The 23,378-nt window shown below is 40.8% G+C and carries 26 protein-coding genes; 16 read left to right on the forward strand and 10 right to left on the reverse strand.

The genetic code is table 11. The features are described 5' to 3' along the window. Positions 1–11: 11 nt before the first annotated feature. Complete coding sequence (locus tag AB1A65_RS11115; protein WP_366588990.1) at positions 12–968, forward strand: sterol desaturase family protein; 957 nt, start codon at positions 12–14, stop codon at positions 966–968. Positions 969–1,013: 45 nt separating this feature from the next. On the opposite strand, the gene AB1A65_RS11120 is transcribed toward AB1A65_RS11115, so the two are convergent. Together AB1A65_RS11120 and AB1A65_RS11125 are read right to left on the reverse strand one after the other, a co-directional pair. Next, the gene (locus AB1A65_RS11120) at positions 1,014–1,427 is read right to left on the reverse strand and encodes a DNA topoisomerase IV (protein ID WP_366588993.1); all 414 of its coding nucleotides are present in this window, start codon (positions 1,425–1,427) and stop codon (positions 1,014–1,016) included. Then, positions 1,427–1,834, reverse strand: a complete 408-nt coding sequence (locus tag AB1A65_RS11125) for a helix-turn-helix transcriptional regulator (RefSeq protein WP_366588995.1) — start codon at positions 1,832–1,834, stop codon at positions 1,427–1,429. The genes AB1A65_RS11120 and AB1A65_RS11125 overlap by 1 nt, the downstream gene beginning before the upstream one ends. A gap of 288 nt (positions 1,835–2,122) precedes the next feature. On the opposite strand from AB1A65_RS11125, the gene AB1A65_RS11130 reads away from it, so the two are divergent. From AB1A65_RS11130 to AB1A65_RS11140, 3 genes are all read left to right on the forward strand, one after another. Beyond that, positions 2,123–3,229 (forward strand): M14 metallopeptidase family protein, encoded by a 1,107-nt coding sequence (locus AB1A65_RS11130; RefSeq protein ID WP_366588997.1) that lies wholly within the window; start codon positions 2,123–2,125, stop codon positions 3,227–3,229. Between the two features lie 100 nt (positions 3,230–3,329). Beyond that, positions 3,330–3,809, forward strand: a complete 480-nt coding sequence (locus AB1A65_RS11135) for a winged helix-turn-helix transcriptional regulator (RefSeq protein ID WP_036384670.1) — start codon at positions 3,330–3,332, stop codon at positions 3,807–3,809. A 17-nt stretch (positions 3,810–3,826) separates the two neighbouring features. Next, a complete protein-coding gene (locus AB1A65_RS11140) occupies positions 3,827–4,342 on the forward strand; it encodes a DinB family protein (protein ID WP_366588999.1) in 516 nt (171 codons plus the stop codon). A 9-nt stretch (positions 4,343–4,351) separates the two neighbouring features. Here AB1A65_RS11140 and AB1A65_RS11145 read toward each other — a convergent pair whose 3' ends face one another. Then, on the reverse strand, positions 4,352–4,696 hold the full coding sequence (locus tag AB1A65_RS11145) for a hypothetical protein (RefSeq protein WP_366589001.1): 345 nt from the start codon (positions 4,694–4,696) through the stop codon (positions 4,352–4,354). A gap of 95 nt (positions 4,697–4,791) precedes the next feature. After that, a complete protein-coding gene (gene aroB, locus AB1A65_RS11150; RefSeq protein WP_366589003.1) occupies positions 4,792–5,850 on the reverse strand; it encodes a 3-dehydroquinate synthase in 1,059 nt (352 codons plus the stop codon). Positions 5,851–5,941: 91 nt separating this feature from the next. Between aroB and AB1A65_RS11155 the strand changes: the two genes are divergently transcribed. After that, entirely contained in the window at positions 5,942–7,114 is a 1,173-nt protein-coding gene (locus tag AB1A65_RS11155) for a proline dehydrogenase family protein (RefSeq protein WP_366589006.1), read from the forward strand. Here the strand turns inward: AB1A65_RS11155 and AB1A65_RS11160 are convergent. The 6 genes from AB1A65_RS11160 to AB1A65_RS11185 form a co-directional block, all read right to left on the reverse strand. Continuing rightward, positions 7,111–7,482 (reverse strand): DUF4258 domain-containing protein, encoded by a 372-nt coding sequence (locus tag AB1A65_RS11160; protein ID WP_366589009.1) that lies wholly within the window; start codon positions 7,480–7,482, stop codon positions 7,111–7,113. The two genes, AB1A65_RS11155 and AB1A65_RS11160, sit on opposite strands and share 4 nt — an antisense overlap. A gap of 4 nt (positions 7,483–7,486) precedes the next feature. Further along, complete coding sequence (locus tag AB1A65_RS11165; protein WP_366589011.1) at positions 7,487–8,686, reverse strand: alanine dehydrogenase; 1,200 nt, start codon at positions 8,684–8,686, stop codon at positions 7,487–7,489. Positions 8,687–8,733: 47 nt separating this feature from the next. Next, positions 8,734–9,276 (reverse strand): hypothetical protein, encoded by a 543-nt coding sequence (locus tag AB1A65_RS11170; protein WP_366589014.1) that lies wholly within the window; start codon positions 9,274–9,276, stop codon positions 8,734–8,736. Positions 9,277–9,360: 84 nt separating this feature from the next. Further along, the gene (locus tag AB1A65_RS11175; RefSeq protein ID WP_366589016.1) at positions 9,361–9,495 is read right to left on the reverse strand and encodes a hypothetical protein; all 135 of its coding nucleotides are present in this window, start codon (positions 9,493–9,495) and stop codon (positions 9,361–9,363) included. Positions 9,496–9,669: 174 nt separating this feature from the next. Beyond that, a complete protein-coding gene (tsaE, locus tag AB1A65_RS11180) occupies positions 9,670–10,086 on the reverse strand; it encodes a tRNA (adenosine(37)-N6)-threonylcarbamoyltransferase complex ATPase subunit type 1 TsaE (RefSeq protein ID WP_366589018.1) in 417 nt (138 codons plus the stop codon). Positions 10,087–10,093: 7 nt separating this feature from the next. Continuing rightward, positions 10,094–11,638 (reverse strand): PglZ domain-containing protein, encoded by a 1,545-nt coding sequence (locus tag AB1A65_RS11185; protein ID WP_366589020.1) that lies wholly within the window; start codon positions 11,636–11,638, stop codon positions 10,094–10,096. Positions 11,639–11,674: 36 nt separating this feature from the next. On the opposite strand from AB1A65_RS11185, the gene AB1A65_RS11190 reads away from it, so the two are divergent. From AB1A65_RS11190 to hisG, 11 genes are all read left to right on the forward strand, one after another. Then, entirely contained in the window at positions 11,675–12,901 is a 1,227-nt protein-coding gene (locus AB1A65_RS11190) for an HD domain-containing protein (RefSeq protein ID WP_366589023.1), read from the forward strand. A gap of 23 nt (positions 12,902–12,924) precedes the next feature. Beyond that, on the forward strand, positions 12,925–13,956 hold the full coding sequence (gene lpxD, locus AB1A65_RS11195; protein WP_366589025.1) for a UDP-3-O-(3-hydroxymyristoyl)glucosamine N-acyltransferase: 1,032 nt from the start codon (positions 12,925–12,927) through the stop codon (positions 13,954–13,956). Beyond that, positions 13,943–15,355 carry a bifunctional UDP-3-O-[3-hydroxymyristoyl] N-acetylglucosamine deacetylase/3-hydroxyacyl-ACP dehydratase gene (locus tag AB1A65_RS11200; RefSeq protein ID WP_366589027.1) on the forward strand — a complete coding sequence of 471 codons (1,413 nt, stop codon included), beginning with the start codon at positions 13,943–13,945 and terminating at the stop codon, positions 15,353–15,355. Before lpxD ends, AB1A65_RS11200 begins: the two co-directional genes overlap by 14 nt. Beyond that, positions 15,355–16,140, forward strand: a complete 786-nt coding sequence (gene lpxA, locus AB1A65_RS11205; protein ID WP_366589030.1) for an acyl-ACP--UDP-N-acetylglucosamine O-acyltransferase — start codon at positions 15,355–15,357, stop codon at positions 16,138–16,140. The genes AB1A65_RS11200 and lpxA overlap by 1 nt, the downstream gene beginning before the upstream one ends. Positions 16,141–16,144: 4 nt before the next feature. Beyond that, positions 16,145–16,711 (forward strand): elongation factor P, encoded by a 567-nt coding sequence (gene efp / locus AB1A65_RS11210; protein WP_366589034.1) that lies wholly within the window; start codon positions 16,145–16,147, stop codon positions 16,709–16,711. A 6-nt stretch (positions 16,712–16,717) separates the two neighbouring features. After that, positions 16,718–17,653 (forward strand): UDP-3-O-(3-hydroxymyristoyl)glucosamine N-acyltransferase, encoded by a 936-nt coding sequence (locus AB1A65_RS11215; RefSeq protein WP_366589036.1) that lies wholly within the window; start codon positions 16,718–16,720, stop codon positions 17,651–17,653. 58 nt (positions 17,654–17,711) lie between these two features. Continuing rightward, positions 17,712–18,584, forward strand: a complete 873-nt coding sequence (gene sucD, locus AB1A65_RS11220; protein ID WP_366589038.1) for a succinate--CoA ligase subunit alpha — start codon at positions 17,712–17,714, stop codon at positions 18,582–18,584. 105 nt (positions 18,585–18,689) lie between these two features. Continuing rightward, entirely contained in the window at positions 18,690–19,439 is a 750-nt protein-coding gene (fabG, locus tag AB1A65_RS11225; RefSeq protein ID WP_366589041.1) for a 3-oxoacyl-[acyl-carrier-protein] reductase, read from the forward strand. A 6-nt stretch (positions 19,440–19,445) separates the two neighbouring features. Next, the gene (locus AB1A65_RS11230) at positions 19,446–21,479 is read left to right on the forward strand and encodes a VWA domain-containing protein (RefSeq protein ID WP_366589043.1); all 2,034 of its coding nucleotides are present in this window, start codon (positions 19,446–19,448) and stop codon (positions 21,477–21,479) included. 9 nt (positions 21,480–21,488) lie between these two features. Then, positions 21,489–22,304: a prohibitin family protein gene (locus AB1A65_RS11235; protein WP_366589045.1), complete on the forward strand. Its 816-nt coding sequence runs from the start codon at positions 21,489–21,491 to the stop codon at positions 22,302–22,304. 207 nt (positions 22,305–22,511) lie between these two features. Further along, the gene (gene hisG, locus AB1A65_RS11240; protein WP_366589047.1) at positions 22,512–23,369 is read left to right on the forward strand and encodes an ATP phosphoribosyltransferase; all 858 of its coding nucleotides are present in this window, start codon (positions 22,512–22,514) and stop codon (positions 23,367–23,369) included. Positions 23,370–23,378 lie beyond the last annotated feature (9 nt).

Consider the following 23,378-nt stretch of genomic DNA (forward strand, 5'->3'; position numbering starts at 1 on the left):
AAAACCTCTTTATGGATTTTACAAACCCGCTGGTCTATGGCGTACCAGTTTTTATTGCCTTCATACTATTCGAGCTTACCTACAGCAAAACACATGGAGATGATCACCTCTACGAATGGAAGGATTTAGCTGCTAGCGGTTTTATGGGGATTGGATCCGCCATTTTGGGTCCATTGTTCAAAGTTGCGTTTGCCATTCTCTTTTTTGAGACGGTATATGAACTCTGCAATCCCATGGTTGATGGTGTTAGGCAAAATTTTCTGGGGTACGAATCCTTCGGATATGCTTGGTACGTTTGGTTGCTCTGCCAATTGGCGGATGATTTCACCTACTATTGGTTTCACAGAGCCAATCATGAAATCCGCTTACTGTGGGCCGCCCACATTGTACACCACTCTTCGGACAATTTTAATTTAGGGACAGCGATTCGGAACGGTTGGTTCACCATTTTGTACAAACCTTTCTTTTATGCTTGGATGGTTGCCATTGGATTTCCTCCGGAAATGGTAGTGGTATGCTTGGGGATTGAAGCCTTATGGCAATTTCAGTTGCACTCCCAATATGTTCCAAAATTGGGATTCTTGGAAAAGATTTTCAACACCCACACTATGCATCAGGTACACCATGCCCAAAATGTGGAATATTTAGATAAAAACCACGGCGGATTCTTAAATATATTTGATAAAATGTTCGGGACATGGAAAGAGCTTGATGATGACATCGATGTAAAATATGGGGTCATCCATTCTCCAAATTCATATAACCCCATGGTTATTCTAACACATGAATTCAAGGATATTTGGAACGATGTAAAAAAGGTGGATAAACTATCCCATAAGCTCATGTACATCTTTGGCCCTCCAGGATGGAGCCACGATGGCAGCACCATGACTGTAAAACAACAACAAAAGCTCTTTAAGGAATATAAAGAGTCCCACCCCGAATTGATTTATCAAAGACCCAATTGATTGAGCAGTTAAAATCTCTTGTTTGAGGCTCAAATAAAACCCCAATCAGTCAGCTATTTTGTAAGCGGTTCCTTTGAATTTCCGATTGTCGCCAATAGCACCGTATTCAAATGTGTACGAAGAATCTGTGGTAGTCAATATTTTAATGTGGATTGATTTTTCCTCAGACTTATTTTTTGGATGCATGTTCTTCAGTACATATTCACAATCATTGATCCAACGCACTGAAGAAGTATCGCGCTTTCCTTCAAAATAATCCACCTCTGTTTCCAATGTTCTATGAAATGTGGTTTCTTTTTCTTCACCATTTACTACGGCCGTAAAAGAAAATTTACCGGTTTTAAAGTCTGCACAGTTACGCTCTGGGGGCTTTTTGCACGAAAAAACAAGAACTGCCAAGATTACGAAAAGAAATTGTTTTACCATAACAGCAAAGTAACGGAAAGATGGTAAAAGCATCAATCATTTTTTGATTTGAATGTGGTAAAAGTTCCATCTGGATAAAAAAATACAATTTTATCGGGTTCATCTTTTTCTTTTATCGGTCTTGATATGGAATTGGCAGGTTCTTCCCTGGAAGTTTCAGTCTTTTCCATTTTATTTTCCAATATTGAAGCAGGGGAGCCTTCCACTTCTTTGGATTCATCCGAGGGGAATTCACCTCTTCCTTGAAGCAACCAATACAAATCTACATCAGGATACGCATCTGTCAATTTTAAAACAAAATCCAAGCTGGGCTTGTTTCGTCCATTTAAGAGATGGGAGATGCTGGAGCGTTGCACACCAATACTCTCAGCAAAAGCTGAAACACTGATGTCATAATGCTCAATGATTGTTTTAATCCTTGTTACAATACCTTTGTTCACATTTGTAAATTATGGTTATTCAAAATTAAGGCAATATCTCAAATCAGGCAAAAAGAAAGTGTACAGTCTAATCTAAAATTAAATATATAGTTAACATACTACAGTATAAAAACCTCTTAATAAGATGGTTATATGCTAATTAATACCTATCAGTCACATTTGTATCAGAATCTTCGAAACAGCGACATGCTGCTGTTTATACATGTATCCAAAATTCATGTTGGAGGGGATACAATTGTAACCATATCAAAGATTACATTTGTAGTCTCAAAAAGAAGAGTAACAATAATGGTCGACCATAAAGGATTCAAAGAAACCTCTATTATCAATAGGTACATTACAGACGATATGTTGCATGGATGTTTTGCCAAACTGCCCTTAGCGTCAACTTCAGTAATTGGAGAATCTGTTCAAAAGGTACCTATTCGGGCTTTTACCTTAGGAAATGGCACCCACCGAATTCTTATGTGGTCTCAGATGCACGGAAACGAATCCACCACCACTAAAGCGGTTTGGGACATGACCAATTTTTTACGTTCCGATGAGGTTTTGGCCAAAACCATTTTGGATAAGTGCACACTGATGGTGATCCCCATTCTTAATCCAGATGGGGCAAAAGCCTATACACGTGTCAATGCCAATGAAGTGGATTTAAACCGAGATGCCAAACAATGTACACAGCCCGAAAGCGTTGCACTCAGAAAATTATTTGAGAATTTTAAACCCGATTATTGCTTCAACCTTCATGGACAACGGACCTTGTTCAGTGCTGGTCAGGTAGAGAAGCCCGCAACCGTTTCTTTTTTGTCGCCTTCTTCCAATGCTGCCCGAGATATAACCCCAACACGAATAAAAGCCATGAAGCTCATCGCTGCCATGAATGCCATGCTTCAAGAAAAGATTCCGGGACAGGTAGGACGGTACGATGATGGTTTTAATGATAATTGTGTTGGCGATACTTTTCAAATGTTGGGCGTTCCAACGGTATTGTTCGAAGCCGGACATTATCACAACGATTATGAGCGGGAACGCACACGGGAATTTATTTTTTTGGCATTGATCGAGGTGTTGAAAACCATTGCCGCAGATTCCGTGGATCGTTTTACTACAGGAGATTATTTTAATATCCCGGCCAATGGCAAGCTATTTTATGATATTTTGATTAAAGACCCTCACCTTGCAAACCCAAAAATAGGGGAAGGGCTAACTATTGGCATTCGATTCAAAGAACTATTGGAAAATAACCTCATTCGTTTTAAACCGGAAATCATCGATATTAAAAAACTCGACGGTTTTTTTGGACACAGGACCATTGAATGTGCTGATTCCAAGGATTTTGATGCTCTAAAATCCAATAAAGAACTGTATGATTTAATCCTTCAAGCTGAGGAATGATCAACTATTTTTGTCAAGCTCTTGCGTTTTATTTAAAAAAAAGCCATTTTTATTACGTTAATTTTCTTATTTAACTAATTTTGCTGAAAATTTCAACGTAATGAACAAAGTAAAACTAGACGAAATCGACCACCAGATATTGGATATGTTGATTGATAATACGCGTACACCATTCACCGACATAGCCAAAAAGCTGTTGATTTCAGCTGGTACGGTTCACGTTAGGGTAAAGAAAATGGAAGAATCTGGAATCATAAAAGGTTCCTCACTAACCTTGGATTATGTTAAACTTGGTTACTCATTCATTGCTTATGTAGGCATTTTCTTGGAAAAAACGCACCAGACCAAGTTTGTGCTGGAGCGTCTTAATCAAATACCCTATGTAACGGTAGCACATATCACCACTGGAAAATTCAATATTTTCTGCAAGATTCGTGCAAGGGATACCACACATGCCAAGAATATTATTTTTAAGATAGATGATATTGATGGTATCAGTAGGACCGAAACCATGATATCATTGGAAGAAAGCATCAACGATAAGAAAAGGTTGATGCATACCATTTTCAACGAGTTGTAACCCAATTTTTACATAGTATGTTGCGTTCAGAGTTACCATCTTCTGAATACAATCCTTTCTACCATACCTATTTATTGGCTTTGGGTGATGTAGACCTGATTCAAGAATTAACTAGGGGCAAGGATGAACTCATTACTCTTTTGGAAGAAATTCCAGAGAGCAAGTTGGTCTATGCGTATGGTGAAGGTAAATGGACCTTGGCCGAAGTGTTACTTCATATCATGGATGCAGAGCGTGTTTTTCAATACAGGGCATTGTGCTTTGCTCGCAATGACCAGACACCATTTCCAGGTTTTGATCAAGATGAATATGTTCCGCACTCCAATGCTGCATCAAGGACCAAGGCCAGCCTTGTTAAGGAATACAGCGCCATTCGGGAATCCACACTTTGTTTATACGATTCCTTTGATAAGGATGTATTAAAACGGGTAGGGGTTGCCAGCGGCTCCCGCATGAGTGTTAGGGCAATGGGCTTTATTATTTCAGGACATCAAGCCCATCACGTTAACATTATCCGTAAAAGGTATTTGTAGCGTAGTTTTCTAGTATAAGCTTTCGTTTTCTGGATCAGAATCAGGGTCTGCCTCAAAATCCGATTCGTTGTAAGAGGTTTCATCCGCATCCAAAACGGTTTCCTTTTCTAGATCTTTGTCCAATTCACGTTCAATGGTTTCCTCAAAATTGGCAATGAAGTTGGAAAGGCTCTTACTGATTTTCACCAGATAAATGGTGTCTTCTGTTTTCACTTCAACAGCTTCTATGATTTCACCGTCAGGTTTTTTAAGGGTGATGATGTCATCATCGCCGTACCCGTAGGGGTAAGAATCAATCAAAACTGCTGCAACAGTGTGGTCCAGCTTCTTGTAGTCTATCAAAATACGTTTCATAATGGCTAGGTTTAAATTCCTATCCTGAAACTATTACTTTTTAAATAGGCAGTGTTCAAAGAGTTGTAAACGTAAAAAAATAGTATATGAAGCCGTTATTCCTTGTAGTATGCAAATGCTTTTTCAAATAATTCCTCTGGAACTTTTACATCAGAAACCGCTTCCCCAATAGAATGCAACAGCACAAAATTAATATCGCCATGAGTGTTTTTCTTATCAAACTTGAGCAGTTTAAGAATGGATTCTATGTCTTCATCCGTAAAATCAACCCGCTCAAAGTGCTGCAAGAAAGTGGTTTTTATTTCTTCCAGTGAAAGTTTGGAAAGTCCTTTGAGCTCATGTGAGAGATATCCTTCCAAAATCATTCCCACGGCAATGGCTTCACCATGGAGGAGAGTTTTTTTCTCAGGATTGTCCAAACAGTAGGATTCTATGGCATGACCCAGAGTGTGACCAAAATTCAAAATTTTTCGTAATCCTTTTTCCGTGGGATCTTCCAGAACCACCTTATTTTTAATGGCAATGGATTTTTGAATATGTTCAGAATCGGTAAACTTTTCGCCCCCCTTCAGCTGGGTCCAATATTCCTGATCCGAAATGAGCCCGTGTTTCAACATTTCGGCATAACCACTTACTAATTGTCTGGGTTCAAGTGTCTTTAAAAATTCAGTGAACACTAAAACCATTACAGGTTGGTTGATTACTCCAATCTGGTTCTTCAATACGCCTAAATCAACCCCTGTTTTACCGCCAACCGAAGCATCCACGATGGACAGCAAGGTTGTAGGGATGTTAATGAAGTCAATACCCCTTTTGAAGGTTGATGCCACAAATCCACCCAAATCTGTGAGTACACCGCCGCCTAAATTGATCAAAAGGCTCTTTCGGTCCCCATCTTCATTGGAAAGCAGCTCCCAAACTTTAACACAAGTATCTATGTTTTTGTTATTCTCGCCAGATTCAACCTCAAAAACTGCGTTGACGGGGTAATCCAGTATTTCCATTTTAAAAAATGGAAGACAATATTTTTTGGTGTTTTCATCCACCAAAACAAACACCTTGGAATAATCACTTTTTGCAATATGCTGTTTTAGAGCAGCTTTGGCCAAATCTCCAAAATGAACTTCGTAGGATTGTGATATTATAGACTCCATACTTCAAATTAGACCACTAAATAAAGACTATTTTTATAGATATGGATATGGAATACGTACTTATATTTGGTTCTTTAATGGATTTCTAAAAATGCAACCAAATTTTGAGAATACTGCAATAGCTTTTGAGCTAAAAACCGACTCTCAGTTGGAGCGGGCCTATTTTTTGTTTAAAATGATTGCCAACGAACCCTTGGTGAAAATTGGAACCGCCATGACAAATTTTGCCATTAAGGCACATCTTCCCGTGGAAGGTTTGATAAGAGCTACGGTCTTTGATCATTTTTGCGGGGGAGTCAGTGAAGAAGACTGTCTTTCGGTAATAGACAACATGTATACCAAAGGTGTTTATTCCATTTTAGATTATTCTGCAGAGGGCAAGGAGGTGGACAACCAATTTGATTCTGCACTGGAAAAGACCCTGGAAATCTTGGATTTTGTAAAGGAGAAAGATGCCATTCCATTTGCGGTGTTCAAACCTTCGGGTTTTGGACGTTTTAAATTGTACGAAAAGGTAAGTGCCGGCGTAGAATTAACTGAAAGTGAGTCCGCAGAATGGGGTCGTCTTGTTAATCGATATGAAAAGGTGTGCAAAAAGGCCCATGACCTTGAGGTTGCCCTATTAATTGATGCCGAAGAGAGCTGGATGCAGAATGCAGCTGATGATTTGGCGTTGCAAATGATGCGAAAATACAACAAAGAAAAAGCCATTGTCTACAATACATTTCAGATGTATCGGTGGGACCGGATGAACTATTTAAAAAAGCTCCACAAAATTGCCAGCGAAGAAAACTTTAAGATAGGAGCCAAAGTAGTCCGTGGAGCCTATATGGAAAAGGAAAATGAAAGGGCTCAAGAGAAAGGATATACGAGTCCCATTTGCAAAAACAAAAAGGAGACCGATGCGAATTTCGATGCGGCGGTGGCCTATAGTATGGAACACTTAGAGCATATTGCCATTTTTGCTGGCACCCATAATGAGGAAAGCTCTTTAAAATTGATAAGCCTCATGCAGGAAAGAAACCTAGATCCTTCGGATGACCATATTTGGTTCGGGCAACTTTTTGGCATGAGTGACCATATTACTTATAATTTGGCAGCTCATGGCTACAATGCTGTTAAATATGTGCCTTATGGTCCTGTTCGCGATGTAATGCCCTACTTGATTAGAAGGGCGGAGGAAAACACTTCGGTTGCAGGGCAGACTTCCCGGGAATTAGCTTTGATACAGAAAGAGCGGAAGCGCAGGAAGTTGGATTCTTAATTGGACTCAACATTTTCGGCAACCATCTTGTCTCCGCAGTTTTGTGCCCTTAACAATAGTTCCTTTCCGTTGTTAGGAAGTGAGATGAAATATGTTTTACAAGGCTGGGATTCGGTGTCACTTCTGCCAAAATCTACATCACCATCGCTTAAAAAAGATTGAATCAAAAGGGTGTCCCTATATTTTTCAGGGAAGTCTTCAGCAAAGGTCAATGGCTTGGAGCGCATATCTTTTAAGACTCTGCAGTTTGGGAAATAGCAGAACTCAATCCCTTCTTCCCCAGATTTCTTCTTCAAAAAGAACACCAAAAAAACAATTCCAATGGACAATCCAACCAAGTACCATCCCAAACGCCGTAAAAATGCCATTCAATTAAAAAATAAGGAAATTAATATCGTTGTAATTCAATCCAAACCAGTCGCCAACGGATTTATTGGTCAAAATGCCATGATACATATAAAGCCCGTTGCGCAAGCCTTTATCAAAGCGAAGGGAATGTTCCAGACCACCTTCTTCACCAATTTTTAAAAGATAGGGCGTGAAAATGTTACTGATGGATATGGAAGAAGTTCGGGGGTAGCGTGAAGGGATATTGGGCACTCCATAGTGTACAACCCCAAATTTGTCAATGGTTGGTTTGTTATGGCTGGTAACCTCTGAGGTTTCAAAACACCCGCCCATATCAATACTCACATCTATGATCACGGCCCCTTTCTTCATATTTTCCACCATGGAACTGGAAACTACCACTGGAGAACGATCTTTCCCTCGCGTAGCGCCGATGGCAACATCGCATCGCTTTAACGCTTTGATTAGATTTTTTGGCTGAATAGTGGATGTATAAATAGTGCGATTGAGATTCGTTTGTAAACTTCGCAATTTACTGATGGAATTGTCAAAAACCTTAATATTGGCCCCAAGGCCAAGTGCAGAACGTGCTGCAAACTCTCCGACGGTTCCCGCACCAATAATAACCACTTCCACAGGAGGAACGCCACTGATATTCCCGAACATAAGTCCATTGCCTTTACTGGTAGTGGCCATAAGTTCGGAGGCGATTAGTATGGAAGAAATCCCGGCAATCTCACTTAAAGATCGCACGGCCGGATAATTACCGTCCTCATCCCGGATATATTCAAAAGCGATGGCCGTCAGTCTTTTTTTGGCCATAATTTCAAAATATTCCTTCCGCTGTGTTTTTATCTGCAATGCAGAAATGATGATAGTCTGCGGATTTAATAAATCAATCTCCGTTAGGGAAGGCGGCTCCACTTTAAGAATGATAGGGCAGGAGAAAACCTTTTTTACATCCCGGGTTATTTGGGCTCCAGCATTGGTGTAGTCAAGGTCTGAAAAATTGGCACCGTCCCCGGCACCAGATTCCACCAACACCCGGTGTCCATGTGCGGTAATGGCATTCACTGCATCTGGCGTAAGGCATACCCTTTTTTCTTGGTATTGATTTTCCTTGGGAATACCAATAAAAAGTTCACCCTTTTGCTTAAGGACTTCTAAGGTTTCTTCCTGGGGTAATAGCTGTTGTTTGCTAAACGGGGATGAGGGTTGGTTCATACGCAGTAAATCTGTTCACAATACCACATCAAGGTAAGGAAACAAATTTACACTTTTTTTGAAAGGGTCTTCTGGCGTTCTTCGAGTTTCTCTCGCTCTTTTCGAAGCTCTTCTTTTTCCTTAAGAATTTGAAGTTCGGTGTCCATGGCATCCAAATCAATACCGTGAACGTGTTTGTCAACAAGCTTTAACCTAATGAAGTACACAATGGGCACCACAACCATGGTCACTGCAATTACGTAAAACACCTCGTTCTCATCAACCTCGGCACTACGTTCAAAGATTTGGCTGTACAATTGAAAACTGAACATGGAAATTGGAATCAAAATGGCATGGTACCACCACTGTTTATTGGTGACGAACCATATGATCAATAGCATTAAAGGAATAAGTTTAATAAGGTAGAACCACATGGCTGTTCGGGCATCAGCGAACTCATTTGCCTTTACCGTGAACAACACAAAATTCAGTGTTTCAGTATCATTGGGCATGTACTTATAGGAATAGAACATTATGGGTGAAAGTGCTATTAGCAAAGTAATAAGCCCCTCAATGATAAATCGTTTTCTTACTTTTTTCTTGCTGCGCATACATGTATAACTACAGATGCGAGCTTTTATTGTATAAAAAAACCCCTTATAAAAAGGGGCCTAAAAAGAATAACTTTTTTCTTCCTATTGCTTTGGAATGTCTTTTTTCTTAACGCTAACGGTTTGGCCCTTATCAATGTCGATAGTACCAGTTGAAACCGCAGTCATTGCCAAAAAAGAAACGGCAAGCAATCCAAAAAAAACTTTTTTAGTGTTCATCGTAAAAGAGTTTTTGGTTAATAAATGAATTCATCTACATCACAAATGTAGGAAAATATTTCAACTTGCAATACGTTTTGTCGACAAAATTTGCATTTTAACGTTTAAAACCAACATTTTATCGATTCAACACAATATTACAAATCAATGAGATGAAGATAGCAGGAAAGCTCTTTAACGAATATTTAACTCGACTGAACGCGTCTTTTCGTCGACAAACTGCAAGAAAACGGATACAACATCTTCAGGTAAGAGGGACTTAATTTTTTCTGGCCATTCCATAAAAATCCAAACATTGGAGTTTAGATAGTCATCCAGTCCCATATCCAGGGCTTCAGTTTCATCTTCCAACCGATAAAAATCAAAATGATAGGCCAATAATTTTCCTTCTGAACTATGATATTCGTTAACAAGGCCAAAAGTTGGACTGCTTCCACTATCTACAGCACCCAATTCTTTGACCAATGCTTTGATCAAAGTGGTTTTGCCTGCTCCCATTTCTCCATAAAAGCACAATTGTTTGCCATGAGCTTCTTCAATAAGGGTCTTGGCCACTTCTTGAAGCTGATCTAATTGGAATATTTTTTTCAAGGTTGTACTATTTTGCGTCCAAAACTACGAAAGGAACTATCATTTCTTCCAAAGAAACACCACCATGTTGATACGTATTTCTGTAGTAGCTCACATAATGATTGAAATTATTGGGGTAAGCAAAAAATAAATCGTTTTTGGCAAAAATATAGCTGCTGCTCAAATTTATGTTCGGCAGGTGAATATCCTGTGGATTTTTAGACGCCAACACATCCTTGTCTTCATAGGTAAGACTTCGTCCGGTTTTATACCGAAGATTGAGACTGGTCTCCCGATCGCCGATAACCTTGGAGGGCTGCTTTACATTGATGGTTCCATGGTCCGTGGTCAAAATGAGTTTCATTCCCAGACTCTGTGCTTGCTGAATGATTTCCAATAGCGGCGAGTTCTTAAACCAACTCAACGTAAGTGAACGATACGCCTTATCATTGGAAGCCAACTCCTTTACCACTTCCATTTCCGTTTTGGAGTGGGAAAGCATATCCACAAAATTGTAGACCACCACCGTAAGATCATTATCCTTTTGCGATCTAAAGTTTTGCGCAAGTTGCTTTCCCTGCTTCAAGTTGCTGATTTTGTGGTATTCCCATTTTAGGTTTAAACCCAATCGCTTTAACTGAGCTCCCAAAAAATCAGCTTCGAATAAGTTTTTACCACCATCATCGGTATCATTCTTCCACCAGTCTGGGTATTGTTTTTCCATATCCAGGGGCATCAACCCCGAAAAAATAGCATTCCGCGCATATTGCGTGGCTGTGGGAAGAATACTGAAGTAAGCACTTTCTTGTTTCTTTTTATAGTGTATGGACAGTGTTTCTTCAAAAGCCAGCCATTGATCGTACCGCAGATTATCTATAACTACCAATAAGGTTTTGTTCCCCTCCAATTCGGGTTGTACTTTATTCCTAAATAAAGTGTGTGACATAATGGGAGCATCGCCGTCCTTGAACCAATTTTTATAATTTTTGTCCACAAACTTGCTAAACTGCGAATTGGCCTCCACTTTTTGCGATTCCAAAATCTCAAACATACCGGAATCCTCAATCTCCTCCAATTGAAGCTCCCAATAAATCAGCTTTTTATAGAGCTCGGACCATTCTTGACAACTGTTCACCATGGAAAGGTCCATGGCTATTTTTCGGAACTCTTGTTGATAGCTGGAGGTGGTCTTTTCTGAAACCAATCTGGAGTTATCCAAACTCTTTTTCAGGGACAACAATATTTGATTGGGATTCACTGGTTTAATCAAGTAATCGGCAATCTTAGATCCAATGGCCTCATCCATTATGTATTCTTCCTCACTCTTGGTAATCATCACCACGGGTACGGAGGCGTCGAATTTTTTTATCTCATTTAGGGTTTCAAGACCTGATATCCCAGGCATATTTTCATCCAAAAAAACAATATCAAAAAAAGAATTCCGCAACTCCTCCAACGCATCTTGCCCACTTTGGCTGGTAACTACGTTATAATTTTTGTTCTCCAGAAAAAGAATGTGCGGTTTTAAGAGGTCAATTTCATCATCAACCCAAAGAATTGTAATCTTGTTCATATAGTAGTTATCTTTGTGGCATAAAAACAAACTTCCTTGGTAAAAACCAACAAGCTTAACTTTTTTAACGATCCAATTTACGGTTTTATTGGAACTCCAAATGAACTTATTTTTAAGCTGATAGGGCATTCTTACTTTCAACGGCTACGCCGAATTTCCCAAATGGGAATGTCTTATCTCGTATACCCGGGCGCCCATCATACCCGTTTTCACCACGCATTGGGGAGCATGCATTTAATGGACAGGGCCATTCAAGTCTTAAAATTGAAGGGCGTTTTCTTTTCGGATGAGGAAGAGACGGGGCTGCTTTGTGCCATTTTGCTGCATGATATTGGCCACGGCCCATTTTCTCATGCCCTTGAAGGCTTTGTGGTAAAAGATTTGAGCCATGAATCCCTTTCCCTAAAATTTATGGAAGAACTCAACACTGAGTTTGGTGGACAATTGGACACCACCATTTCCATTTTTAAAGGAGATTATCCCAAACCGTTTATGAATCAATTGGTATCCAGTCAACTGGATATGGACCGTATGGATTATTTAAAACGGGATAGTTTTTATACCGGGGTAACTGAAGGCAACATCAATTCTGAACGGCTTATTTCCATGCTCAATGTAGTTGATGGCAATCTTGTGGTGGAAGAAAAAGGTATTTATGCGGTAGAGAAATTTTTGATGGCCCGGCGGTTCATGTACTGGCAAGTGTATTTGCACAAAACGGGATTGGTAGCGGAGCAATTGCTGGTTAGGATCATGCAGCGGGCCCGCAAGATTTTATCTGAAGGAAATCAGCTGGAAGGAAGTCAACCTTTGCTGTTTTTTCTCAAACAGAACGGCAAGATTGATTTTGATGCTGAAGTCCTTTCAATTTTCTCCCAATTGGATGACGTGGATATTTTGGGGGCGATAAAATCATGGCAGTTCCATACAGACTTTGTGCTTTCTAAAATGTGCCGGATGTTGCTCAATAGAAAACTCTTGCACATCAAAATAAAAAAGCGACCCGCCGACCCGCAAAAAATGGAGAAAAAATTACAGGAAATCATTCAAAAGTACGACCTTTCACCAGAAGATGCCTCCAATTTTGTGTTTCAGGGAGAAATTTCGAACAAGGCTTATAGTGAAGAACAACAGGCCATTAACATTCTCAAAAAGAATGGAAAAATAACCGATGTGCTCAAAGAATCTGACCAACTCAGTTTAAAAGCATTGTCCACCACCGTGACCAAATATTATAGCTGCTACCCCAAGGAAGCCGTTTGACAAATTTTGTTACTTTTGCACAAATGAAATTTACAGCCACCCAAATTGCCGGAATCCTAGAGGGGGAAGTTGAGGGAAATCCTCAAATCGCTGTTCATAAATTATCCAAGATAGAGGAAGGTGAAAAAGGTTCATTGACCTTCTTGGCCAATCCAAAGTACACCTCTTACATATACTCCACAAAGGCATCCATCACCATTGTAAATAAAGATTTTATTCCAGAACAATCCTTATCAACCACATTGATTAAAGTGGATGATGCCTACAAATCATTTTCCAAATTATTGGAATATTACAACCAAGTAAAGAACAATAAGGTAGGGATTGAAAGTCCTACATTTATTTCTGAAAATGCAAACTACGGGGAAGGGTTTTATTTGGGAGCTTTTTCCTATTTGGGAGACAATGTAAAGATTGGTAAAAATGTAAAAGTATATCCCAATGTATATATAGGGGATAATGTTACCATTGGCAACGATGTAATGATTTTTGCTGGGGCCAAGATATATTCTGAATCCATCATTGGTAACAACTGCACCATTCACAGCGGAGTGATCATTGGAGCCGATGGTTTTGGTTTTACCCCAAATGCCAATGGTGAATACAGCAAAGTACCACAAACTGGCAATGTTATTTTAGAAGATAATGTAGATGTAGGAGCGGGGACCACAATTGATCGCGCCACCTTGGGATCTACAATACTAAGAAGAGGGGTTAAGCTGGATAATCAAATCCAGATTGCCCACAATGTTGAAATTGGCGAACATACTGCTATTGCGGCACAGACGGGAATCGCTGGATCTACCAAGATTGGTAAAAATTGCCTAATTGGCGGACAAGTGGGTATTGTAGGACATATTACCATAGGTGACCGGGTAAAGATTCAAGCACAATCAGGAATTGGAAGGAACGTTAAGGACGATGAGGTGCTTCAAGGGTCACCTGCATTAAATTACGGCGACTTCAATAAATCATACGTACACTTTAAAAATTTACCAAAATTGGTAAATCAAATCTCCAACATAGCTAAAAAAGTTGAAGGTGAACAAAACTAGCAACAAGCAACGTACTATAGAAAAAACAGTAACCTTACAAGGGGTAGGGTTACATACCGGCGAGAATGTTACCATGAGTTTCGTTCCCGCGAAAGAAAACCACGGTTTTGCTTTTAAACGGGTAGATTTGGAAGGCGAGCCCATTATTGAGGCCGATGCCAACTACGTGGTCAATACCCAACGGGGCACCAACTTGGAAAAGAATGGGGTAAAAATCCAAACTTCAGAACATGTTTTGGCCGCTTTGGTGGGGCTGGATATTGACAATGTGCTGATAGAGTTGGATTCTCCGGAACCTCCAATCATGGATGGCTCCTCCAAGTTTTTTGTAAAGGCTTTGGAAGAAGCCGGGATAGTGGAGCAGGACCAAGAGCGTGAAGAATACATTGTAAAGGATGTCATCTCCTATAAAGATGAGACCACAGGCAGCGAAATCACCGTAATCCCATCTGATCATTACCAGGTTACGACCATGGTGGATTTTGGCACTAAAGTTTTAGGCACACAGAATGCCACTTTGGAAAAAATATCCGATTTCAAAAAGGAAATTGCCGATGCCCGCACCTTTAGTTTTCTTCATGAGTTGGAAATGCTTTTGGAACATGGGTTGATCAAAGGAGGGGACCTGAACAATGCCATTGTATATGTGGACAAAGAGATTTCGGAATCCACTATGAAAAAATTGGAAAAGGCCTTCAACAAAAAGAAGCTTTCCGTTAAGCCCAATGGGATATTGGATAATCTTACCCTTCATTACCCCAATGAAGCGGCACGCCACAAATTATTGGATGTGGTAGGGGACTTGGCTTTGGCCGGCACTCGAATCCGTGGTAAGGTCATCGCCAACAAACCGGGACACTTTGTAAATACTCAGTTTGCCAAGAAACTTTCCAAAATCATTAAAATAGAAAAGCGCAACAAGGTTCCTACCTATGATTTGCATCAAACACCTTTGATGGATGTCACTCAAATCATGAATATGTTGCCGCATCGTTCCCCATTTTTATTGGTGGATAAGATTTTGGAACTTTCAGATACCCATGTGGTCGGTGTAAAGAATGTAACCATGAACGAACCTTTCTTTGTCGGGCACTTCCCCGGAGCACCGGTTATGCCTGGAGTACTACAAGTTGAGGCCATGGCGCAGACGGGCGGAATTCTGGTATTGAGCACCGTTCCCGACCCCGAAAACTACTTGACCTTCTTTATGAAGATTGATAACGTAAAGTTTAAACAGCAAGTAGTACCAGGGGACACCTTAATATTTAAATGCGATTTAATTTCACCCATTCGAAGGGGAATTTGCCATATGCAAGCCTATGCTTACGCTAATGGTAGGTTGGTTTCAGAAGCGGAATTGATGGCGCAGATTGTTAAAACCAAAAACACCGAGTCGTAATGAACCAACCCTTAGCATATGTACACCCCGGAGCCAAAATCGCCAAAAATGTGGTGATAGAGCCCTTTACCACCATTCACAATAATGTGACTATCGGGGAAGGGACCTGGATTGGCTCAAATGTCACCATCATGGAGGGTGCACGCATCGGAAAAAATTGTAACATTTTCCCCGGCGCCATTATTTCAGCCATGCCTCAAGATTTAAAGTATCAAGGTGAGGATACCACGGTTCAAATTGGGGATAACACCACCATTCGGGAGTGTGCTACTATTAATAAAGGTACTTCAGACCGAATGAAAACTGTAATCGGAAATAACTGTCTGATTATGGCCTACTGTCACGTGGCCCACGACTGTATTGTTGGGGATGGTTGTATTTTCAGTAATAACTCCACTCTGGCTGGCCATGTTACCATTGGTCAGAACGTGGTTTTGGCAGGCATGGTCGCCGTGCATCAGTTTGTTTCCATCGGAAATCATGCTTTTGTAACAGGAGGTTCCTTGGTGCGTAAAGATGTTCCACCGTTTGTAAAGGCTGCCCGTGAGCCTCTTTCTTATGTGGGAATCAATTCCATTGGATTGCGGAGGCGAGGTTTTGAAGCCGACAAAATCCGGGAGATTCAAAATATATACAGAATACTATATCAACAAAATTATAATAATTCCCAAGCGGCATCTATCATAGAAGCTGAAATGGAAGCCACCCCCGAACGCGATGAGATACTTCAGTTTATCCGCGATTCGCAACGAGGAATTATGAAAGGTTATTTTAGTTCAAATTAAATTTATGGCAAGTACGTCTGATATTCGAAAAGGGTTGTGCATACGATACAACCACGACATATTCAAAATTGTGGAGTTTCTTCACGTAAAACCGGGTAAAGGACCGGCCTTTGTCCGTACCAAATTAAAAAGTGTAACCACAGGCAAGGTAATCGACAACACGTTTTCAGCGGGTCACAAGATTGATGACGTACGCGTAGAAACGCGATCCTATCAATATTTATACCCAGAAGGGGAAACCTTTCATTTTATGAATACGGACGATTACAACCAAATTGCTTTGCAAAAAGATGCATTGGATGCCCCTGACCTATTAAAGGAAGGAGAGGTTGTGACCATCATCTTCAATGCAGAGGACAACATGCCCCTTTCTGTTGAAATGCCCGCCAGTGTTATTTTGGAAGTGACCCATACCGAGCCCGGTGTAAAAGGAAATACAGCAACAAACGCTACCAAACCCGCCACTGTGGAGACCGGTGCCCGTATTAATGTTCCCTTGTTTATCAATGAAGGAGACAAAATCAAGATTGATACGGAAAAAGGAGCATACATGGAACGTGCTAAAGAATAGTACGGAATGAAATTCCCTAAAGCCCATACCTTAAAAGAAATTTCAGACATCATCGGAGCTGAGTTCGTAGGTGACGCTATTTTTCCTGTTTTTGGCATGAATGAAATCCACGTGGTGGAAGAAGGTGATATTGTATTTGTGGATCATCCCAAGTATTACGATAAAGCCCTTCAATCCAAAGCTACGGTAGTGCTTATCAACAAAAAAGTGGACTGCCCGGAAGGAAAAGCTTTATTGATTTCCGATGATCCTTTTCGGGATTTCAACAAGTTGACGCAACATTTTAAACCCTTTCAAACAGCAAGTGCGTCCATTTCGGACACGGCTGAAATTGGAAAGGGAACCATCATTCAACCGAACGTTTTTATAGGTAATCACGTGAAAATTGGTGAAAATTGTGTGATTCATCCCAATGTTACCATTTATGATAATTGCATTATTGGGAACCATGTCACCATCCATGCGGGCACCGTGCTTGGGGCCGATGCATTTTATTATAAAAACAGACCAGAAGGATTTGACAAGCTCCTTTCCGGAGGAAGGGTTGTGATTGAGGATAATGTGGACATTGGTGCCTCATGTACCATTGACCGTGGGGTTACGGGTGATACCACCATTAAAGAAGGGTCTAAATTGGATAATCAGATTCAAGTTGGGCACGATACGGTTATTGGCAAAAAATGTTTGATTGCTTCCCACGTAGGAATTGCAGGCTGTGTGGTTGTTGAAGATGAGGTTACAATGTGGGGGCAAGTTGGGATTACCAGTGGTGCCACTATCGGAACAAAAGCTGTGATTCTCGCTCAATCTGGAGTGGCCAAATCGTTGGAAGGCCACACAACATATTTTGGAAGCCCAGCTGAAGAGGCTAGGGAAAAACTAAAGCAGATGGCACATGTAAAAAAGATTCCAGAAATCCTCGAAAAATTAAAAAAGAATTAAAAATCAATAGACAAAACCACACGCAAATCTTATTTTTGCACCTAATTAAGTTAAATATATGAGCGTCTTAGTAAACAAAGATTCAAAAATAATTGTACAAGGTTTTACCGGTAGTGAAGGAACTTTTCATGCCGAACAAATGATAGAATACGGAACCAATGTAGTTGGTGGAGTAACGCCCGGTAAAGGTGGTCAAGAGCATTTGGGAAAACCCGTTTTCAACACCGTTGCAGAAGCAGTGCAAGAAGTTGGTGCTGACACCACAATTATTTTTGTGCCACCCGCGTTTGCTGCGGATGCCATTATGGAAGCTGCTGATGCTGGAATCAAGGTGATCATTACCATCACCGAAGGTATTCCTGTTGCCGATATGGTGAAAGCCAACGACTACATTAAAGGAAAACAATGTACGTTGGTAGGTCCAAACTGCCCTGGTGTAATCACCCCTGAAGAAGCCAAAGTAGGTATCATGCCCGGATTTGTCTTTAAAAAAGGAAATGTCGGTATTGTTTCAAAGTCAGGAACATTGACCTACGAAGCGGCCGACCAAGTAGTTCGCCAAGGCTTGGGCATCACTACGGCGATTGGAATTGGTGGTGATCCCATTATCGGAACCACTACCAAACAAGCCGTGCAATTGTTGATCAATGACCCAGAAACCGAATGTGTGGTTATGATCGGGGAAATTGGTGGTCAATTGGAAGCTGATGCTGCAAAATGGTACAAGGAAAGTGGCAGCAAAAAACCCATCGTTGGGTTTATCGCTGGTGAAACTGCTCCCGCAGGTCGTACCATGGGTCACGCTGGAGCCATTGTTGGCGGTAGCGACGACACAGCCCAAGCTAAAAAACGAATCATGCGCGAATGCGGTATCCACGTAGTGGATTCACCCGCAGAAATTGGCGTTAAAGTAAAAGAAGTGGTTGGATGATCAACCGTTAAAACTATTCTAAATCCCGTTTTATGCGGGATTTTTTTCTTTAAAAACATAAAACAACAACTATATTTGGTTAATAACCATTCAAACACGATCATCATGAAACTTTTGGAAGGCAAAAACGTAATCATAACAGGAGCGAGTAGGGGAATAGGCAAGGGAATTGCCGAAGTTTTCGCGAAACATGGCGCCAATGTGGCTTTTACCTTCAGTTCCAGTGAAGCACCAGCTTTGGAATTGGAAAAAGAATTGACCGCCATGGGTGTTACTGCCAAAGCTTACAAAAGTAATGCGGCCAGTTATGCGGAAGCTGAAAAGTTGGTGGCCCAAGTTTTGGAAGATTTTGACGGAAGAATCGATGTGTTGATCAACAACGCTGGAATCACCAAAGACAATTTGTTGATGCGAATGGGAGAAGAGGATTTTGATACCGTTATCGAAATCAATCTGAAATCCGTTTTTAATATGACCAAAGCCGTTCAGCGTACCATGCTGAAACAACGAAAAGGGTCCATCATTAACATGAGTAGTGTGGTTGGGGTAAAAGGAAATGCGGGACAGACCAACTATGCCGCTTCCAAAGCGGGAATGATTGGCTTTACCAAATCCGTAGCGTTGGAATTGGGCTCACGAAACATTCGTTGCAACGCCATTGCACCCGGCTTTATTGAAACCGAGATGACCGATAAATTGGATGAGAAAACCGTTCAGGGTTGGCGAGATGCCATTCCATTGAAAAGGGGTGGAAGTCCTGAAGATGTGGCCAATGCATGCTTGTATTTGGCTTCAGACCTATCGGATTATGTTACCGGACAAGTGCTTAACGTAGACGGTGGTATGTTAACGTAGTAGTGGATGGATTTCAGCACGGTACTCCTTATTATTCTTGCAGCGATTACCGCGCTTACTGTTGTTTTTTATCAGTATTTCTATAAAAATCCTCGAAAGGGTACACTAAAATTTGTGCTGGCCGCATTGCGGTTCATTACATTATTCTGTGGGTTATTATTGCTGATAAACCCAAAATTCATCAACCGGGATTATTATTTGGAAAAGGCCAATTTGATTCTTTTGGTGGATGATTCATCCTCTATGGAAGATGCCCAAACTGCATCTCCTATATCCGAATTGGTAAACCAGCTTGCCGCCAATGAAGATTTGAATGAGCGGTTTTCCATACATCAATATGCCTTTGGCTCAAATGTACAGGCCACGGATTCAATCAATTTCAATCAACAGAATACAGATATTTCCAACGCACTCTCCACCGTTGATGAGATTTTTGTAAACGGAACCAACGCCGTTGTCTTGTTTTCTGATGGAAATCAAACCCTAGGAAGAGATTATGAATATATCAACCTTGGTACGAATTTATCGGTAAATCCAGTAGTGGTTGGAGACACCACAGCGTACGAAGATATTTCCGTGGGTTTGGTCAATACGAACACTTACGCCTTTCTACGAAACCAGTTTCCTGTGGAGGCCACCATTCTATATCGGGGTTCGCGCACTGTTTCCAAGACGGTATCCATTCGCTTGGATGGAACCCGAGTACATCAACAACGCTTAAATTTTGACGCGTCCAAAAATAGCCAAACCCTCAATACCCTGATTGAAGCACAAAGTGTAGGGGTAAAGACCCTAAAAATTGAGGTAGAGGCCTTGGAAAATGAGAAAAATCGCATCAACAACAGCAAGGAAACTGCCATTGAGGTCATTGATGAAAAAACCAATGTGGTCATAGTTTCAGATATCCTTCACCCTGATATTGGTGCTTTGAAAAAATCCATTGAGGCCAATCAACAACGTTCCGTGAGCATCCTTAAACCAAATGTTTCAACAACGGATTTGGAGGATGCCGATATCCTGATTTTGTATCAGCCTACACGAAATTTCAGAGGGGTTTATGATTATGTTGTCAATTCGGGAAAAAGCATTTTTACCATCACGGGTTCTAAAACGGATTGGAACTTTTTAAATCGAACCCAGCAGAGTTTTGCGAAAGAGAACGTTAATCAGTCTGAAGATATTCTGCCGATACTCAACAATGCCTTTGGTATTTTTGGCCTTGGAAATTTTAATGTGGATGATTTTCCTCCATTACAAGGAAATTTAGGAAACATCGACCTGTTGAAAAATGGAGAGACGCTTCTGTATCAACAGATAAGAGGTGTAGATTTGAACCAACCCCTATTTGCTGTATTGAGCCAAGGGAAACAGCGGGAAGCAGCTCTTTTTGGTGAAAATATTTGGAGGTGGCGCGCACAGACCTATCGCAATACCGAGTCTTTCAGCAATTTTGATGAACTCATGGGCAACCTTATGGTTTATCTGGGCAGTAGCGACCAACGCAGTCGATTGGAACTGGAGTTTGACTTGGTCTACGATAATGCCAGCATGGCGCGAATACGAGCTTCCTATTTTGATGAAAGCTACCAGTTTGACCCAAGCGCCAACATCAGTATTGCCATCGAAAATAAAAACAACAATTTTAATCGGGAATCCCCGATGTTGCTCAAAGGCAACTTTTATGAAGTGGACCTGAGCGATTTGGAAGCAGGGGAGTATCAATTTACAGTTACCGTTTCAGGGGAAAATCTGAAGCGTTCCGGTTCCTTTAAAATTTTGGATTTCAATCCAGAAAAACAGCTTATCTCATCCAATCATAATAAATTACAACGTTTGGCAGAGAAAACAAACGGACAATTGTACTATCCTGATAAGTTGGACGAACTTGTGAATCAACTATCAACCTCGCAACGCTATCTTCCAGTTCAAAAGAGCCGTCAAAATGTTGTATCTTTAATAGATTTCCGTATTTTATTGGGACTGATTGTTCTTACTCTTGCCGCGGAATGGTTCATCAGAAAATATAACGGATTAATATAAACTATATATATGGACAGATTACCAAAAATTGCATTGCCTGCCATAGCGGGTATTATTGTACTCATCATATTTATGTCGAGGTCTACCGTAACCATAGGTTCGGGTGAAGCTGGCGTTTTGTACAAATATTTCGGAGGGGGTGTGGTAACCGATGAACCACCGCTGGGTGAAGGTTTTCATTTAGTGGCCCCTTGGAACCGCGTTTACATTTATGAGGTTCGCCAACAAGAACGATTGGAAAAAATGAACGTACTCTCATCCAATGGATTGGATATTAAGTTGGAGGCTTCAGTGTGGTTTCAGCCCAAATACGACCAACTTGGCAAGTTGCATCAAGAAAAAAGTGAGCAGTATATTGAACGGGTTCTGCTCCCTGCCATTCGGTCTGCCGCACGTAGTGTTGTTGGACGCTATACTCCAGAGCAACTGTACTCCAGTAAAAGGGATGCCATTCAGCAGGAAATATTTGAGGAGACCCAAAAAATTGTGGATGACCAATATATTCAGTTGAACGAAGTTTTGGTGAGGGATGTAACCTTGCCGCCAACCATTAAGGACGCCATTGAACGTAAATTGCGACAGGAACAAGAATCATTGGAGTACGAGTTCCGATTGGTCACCGCCGAGAAAGAAGCCGAAAAAGTACGTATTGAGGCGCAGGGTAAGGCGGACGCCAACCGAATCCTTAGTGCTTCCCTAACGGATAAAATCCTTCAAGACAAGGGTATCGATGCCACCTTAAAGCTTTCAGAATCACCCAATGCCAAAGTGGTGGTGGTTGGTTCTGGCCAAGACGGATTACCCTTAATTTTGGGAAATAACTAAATAAGGCTTTTTTGATAAAAAAATATGTCCTATTTTTGGGCTGAAATGAGAAACAAAAACGTACATCATCACCATTTTTATACTTGCTCTCAAGCGAGATAGAAATGTATTGTTGTATCCCAAAATATATTCTAACCCGTTTGAGAAATCAAACGGGTTTTGTTTTTAAGTCCGTTTTGGTTTCTGGACTAAATTTTTAAAAAAGGCATGACAAAAATTCGGATTGCGGTTCAAAAAAGTGGGCGATTAAACGAAGATTCGCTCCAAATCCTTAAAGATTGCGGCATTAGTATCGACAATGGCAAAGATCAACTCAAGGCCACGGCCATGAACTTTCCATTGGAGGTTTTTTACTTGCGAAATGGGGACATTCCCCAGTACCTCAGGGATGGAGTGGTGGACATCGCCATCATAGGCGAAAATGTTTTAATAGAAAAAGGTCAGGATATTTCCATTGCAGAGAAATTGAATTTCTCAAAATGCAAGGTTTCCTTGGCTATTCCAAAAACCGTAAAATACAATTCAGTAAAAGATTTTGAAGGTAAAAAAATTGCCACATCCTATCCCAATACAGTGCTGCAATACCTAAAATCAAAAGGAGTGACGGCAGATTTGCACATTATCAATGGTTCGGTGGAAATCGCTCCTAACATTGGTTTAGCGGATGGTATCTGCGATATTGTTTCCAGCGGAAGTACGCTTTTCAAAAATAATTTAAAGGAAGTCGAAGTCATTTTAAAAAGTGAAGCCGTTTTAGCGGTATCTCCTTTAATTTCTGAGGAGCGAAAGGAAATCCTGAAAAAGATGCAGTTCCGAATCAAGTCGGTTCTGCAAGCCAGACAAAACAAATATGTGCTTTTGAATGCACCGAACGATAAATTGGATGAAATCATTTCCCTTCTTCCCGGAATGCGAAGCCCCACCGTGTTGCCCTTGGCCGAAGAGGGTTGGAGTTCAGTGCACTCCGTGATTAAACGCGATACGTTTTGGGAGGTCATTGATGCTTTGAAAGAGGCTGGTGCTGAGGGAATTTTGGTATGTCCCATTGAAAAAATGGTTATGTAAAATAGTGTG

It is taken from the genome of Allomuricauda sp. ANG21, from assembly GCF_040705235.1.
In the GTDB taxonomy this organism is placed as follows: domain Bacteria; phylum Bacteroidota; class Bacteroidia; order Flavobacteriales; family Flavobacteriaceae; genus Flagellimonas; species Flagellimonas marina.

What these genes read in the sequence shown, in the direction of transcription:
- AB1A65_RS11175 (WP_366589016.1), bottom strand. Translation starts at nt 9,495, where the DNA reads ATGAACACTAAAAAAGTTTTTTTTGGATTGCTTGCCGTTTCTTTTTTG.
- aroB (WP_366589003.1), bottom strand. Translation starts at nt 5,850, where the DNA reads ATGGAGTCTATAATATCACAATCCTACGAAGTTCATTTTGGAGATTTG.
- AB1A65_RS11235 (WP_366589045.1), top strand. Translation starts at nt 21,489, where the DNA reads ATGGACAGATTACCAAAAATTGCATTGCCTGCCATAGCGGGTATTATT.
- fabG (WP_366589041.1), top strand. Translation starts at nt 18,690, where the DNA reads ATGAAACTTTTGGAAGGCAAAAACGTAATCATAACAGGAGCGAGTAGG.
- AB1A65_RS11140 (WP_366588999.1), top strand. Translation starts at nt 3,827, where the DNA reads ATGTTGCGTTCAGAGTTACCATCTTCTGAATACAATCCTTTCTACCAT.
- sucD (WP_366589038.1), top strand. Translation starts at nt 17,712, where the DNA reads ATGAGCGTCTTAGTAAACAAAGATTCAAAAATAATTGTACAAGGTTTT.
- AB1A65_RS11115 (WP_366588990.1), top strand. Translation starts at nt 12, where the DNA reads ATGGATTTTACAAACCCGCTGGTCTATGGCGTACCAGTTTTTATTGCC.
- AB1A65_RS11160 (WP_366589009.1), bottom strand. Translation starts at nt 7,482, where the DNA reads ATGGCATTTTTACGGCGTTTGGGATGGTACTTGGTTGGATTGTCCATT.
- AB1A65_RS11230 (WP_366589043.1), top strand. Translation starts at nt 19,446, where the DNA reads ATGGATTTCAGCACGGTACTCCTTATTATTCTTGCAGCGATTACCGCG.
- AB1A65_RS11215 (WP_366589036.1), top strand. Translation starts at nt 16,718, where the DNA reads ATGAAATTCCCTAAAGCCCATACCTTAAAAGAAATTTCAGACATCATC.
- lpxD (WP_366589025.1), top strand. Translation starts at nt 12,925, where the DNA reads ATGAAATTTACAGCCACCCAAATTGCCGGAATCCTAGAGGGGGAAGTT.
- AB1A65_RS11130 (WP_366588997.1), top strand. Translation starts at nt 2,123, where the DNA reads ATGGTCGACCATAAAGGATTCAAAGAAACCTCTATTATCAATAGGTAC.
- AB1A65_RS11135 (WP_036384670.1), top strand. Translation starts at nt 3,330, where the DNA reads ATGAACAAAGTAAAACTAGACGAAATCGACCACCAGATATTGGATATG.
- AB1A65_RS11155 (WP_366589006.1), top strand. Translation starts at nt 5,942, where the DNA reads ATGCAACCAAATTTTGAGAATACTGCAATAGCTTTTGAGCTAAAAACC.
- efp (WP_366589034.1), top strand. Translation starts at nt 16,145, where the DNA reads ATGGCAAGTACGTCTGATATTCGAAAAGGGTTGTGCATACGATACAAC.
- AB1A65_RS11145 (WP_366589001.1), bottom strand. Translation starts at nt 4,696, where the DNA reads ATGAAACGTATTTTGATAGACTACAAGAAGCTGGACCACACTGTTGCA.
- lpxA (WP_366589030.1), top strand. Translation starts at nt 15,355, where the DNA reads ATGAACCAACCCTTAGCATATGTACACCCCGGAGCCAAAATCGCCAAA.
- hisG (WP_366589047.1), top strand. Translation starts at nt 22,512, where the DNA reads ATGACAAAAATTCGGATTGCGGTTCAAAAAAGTGGGCGATTAAACGAA.
- AB1A65_RS11120 (WP_366588993.1), bottom strand. Translation starts at nt 1,427, where the DNA reads ATGCTTTTACCATCTTTCCGTTACTTTGCTGTTATGGTAAAACAATTT.
- AB1A65_RS11185 (WP_366589020.1), bottom strand. Translation starts at nt 11,638, where the DNA reads ATGAACAAGATTACAATTCTTTGGGTTGATGATGAAATTGACCTCTTA.
- AB1A65_RS11170 (WP_366589014.1), bottom strand. Translation starts at nt 9,276, where the DNA reads ATGCGCAGCAAGAAAAAAGTAAGAAAACGATTTATCATTGAGGGGCTT.
- AB1A65_RS11165 (WP_366589011.1), bottom strand. Translation starts at nt 8,686, where the DNA reads ATGAACCAACCCTCATCCCCGTTTAGCAAACAACAGCTATTACCCCAG.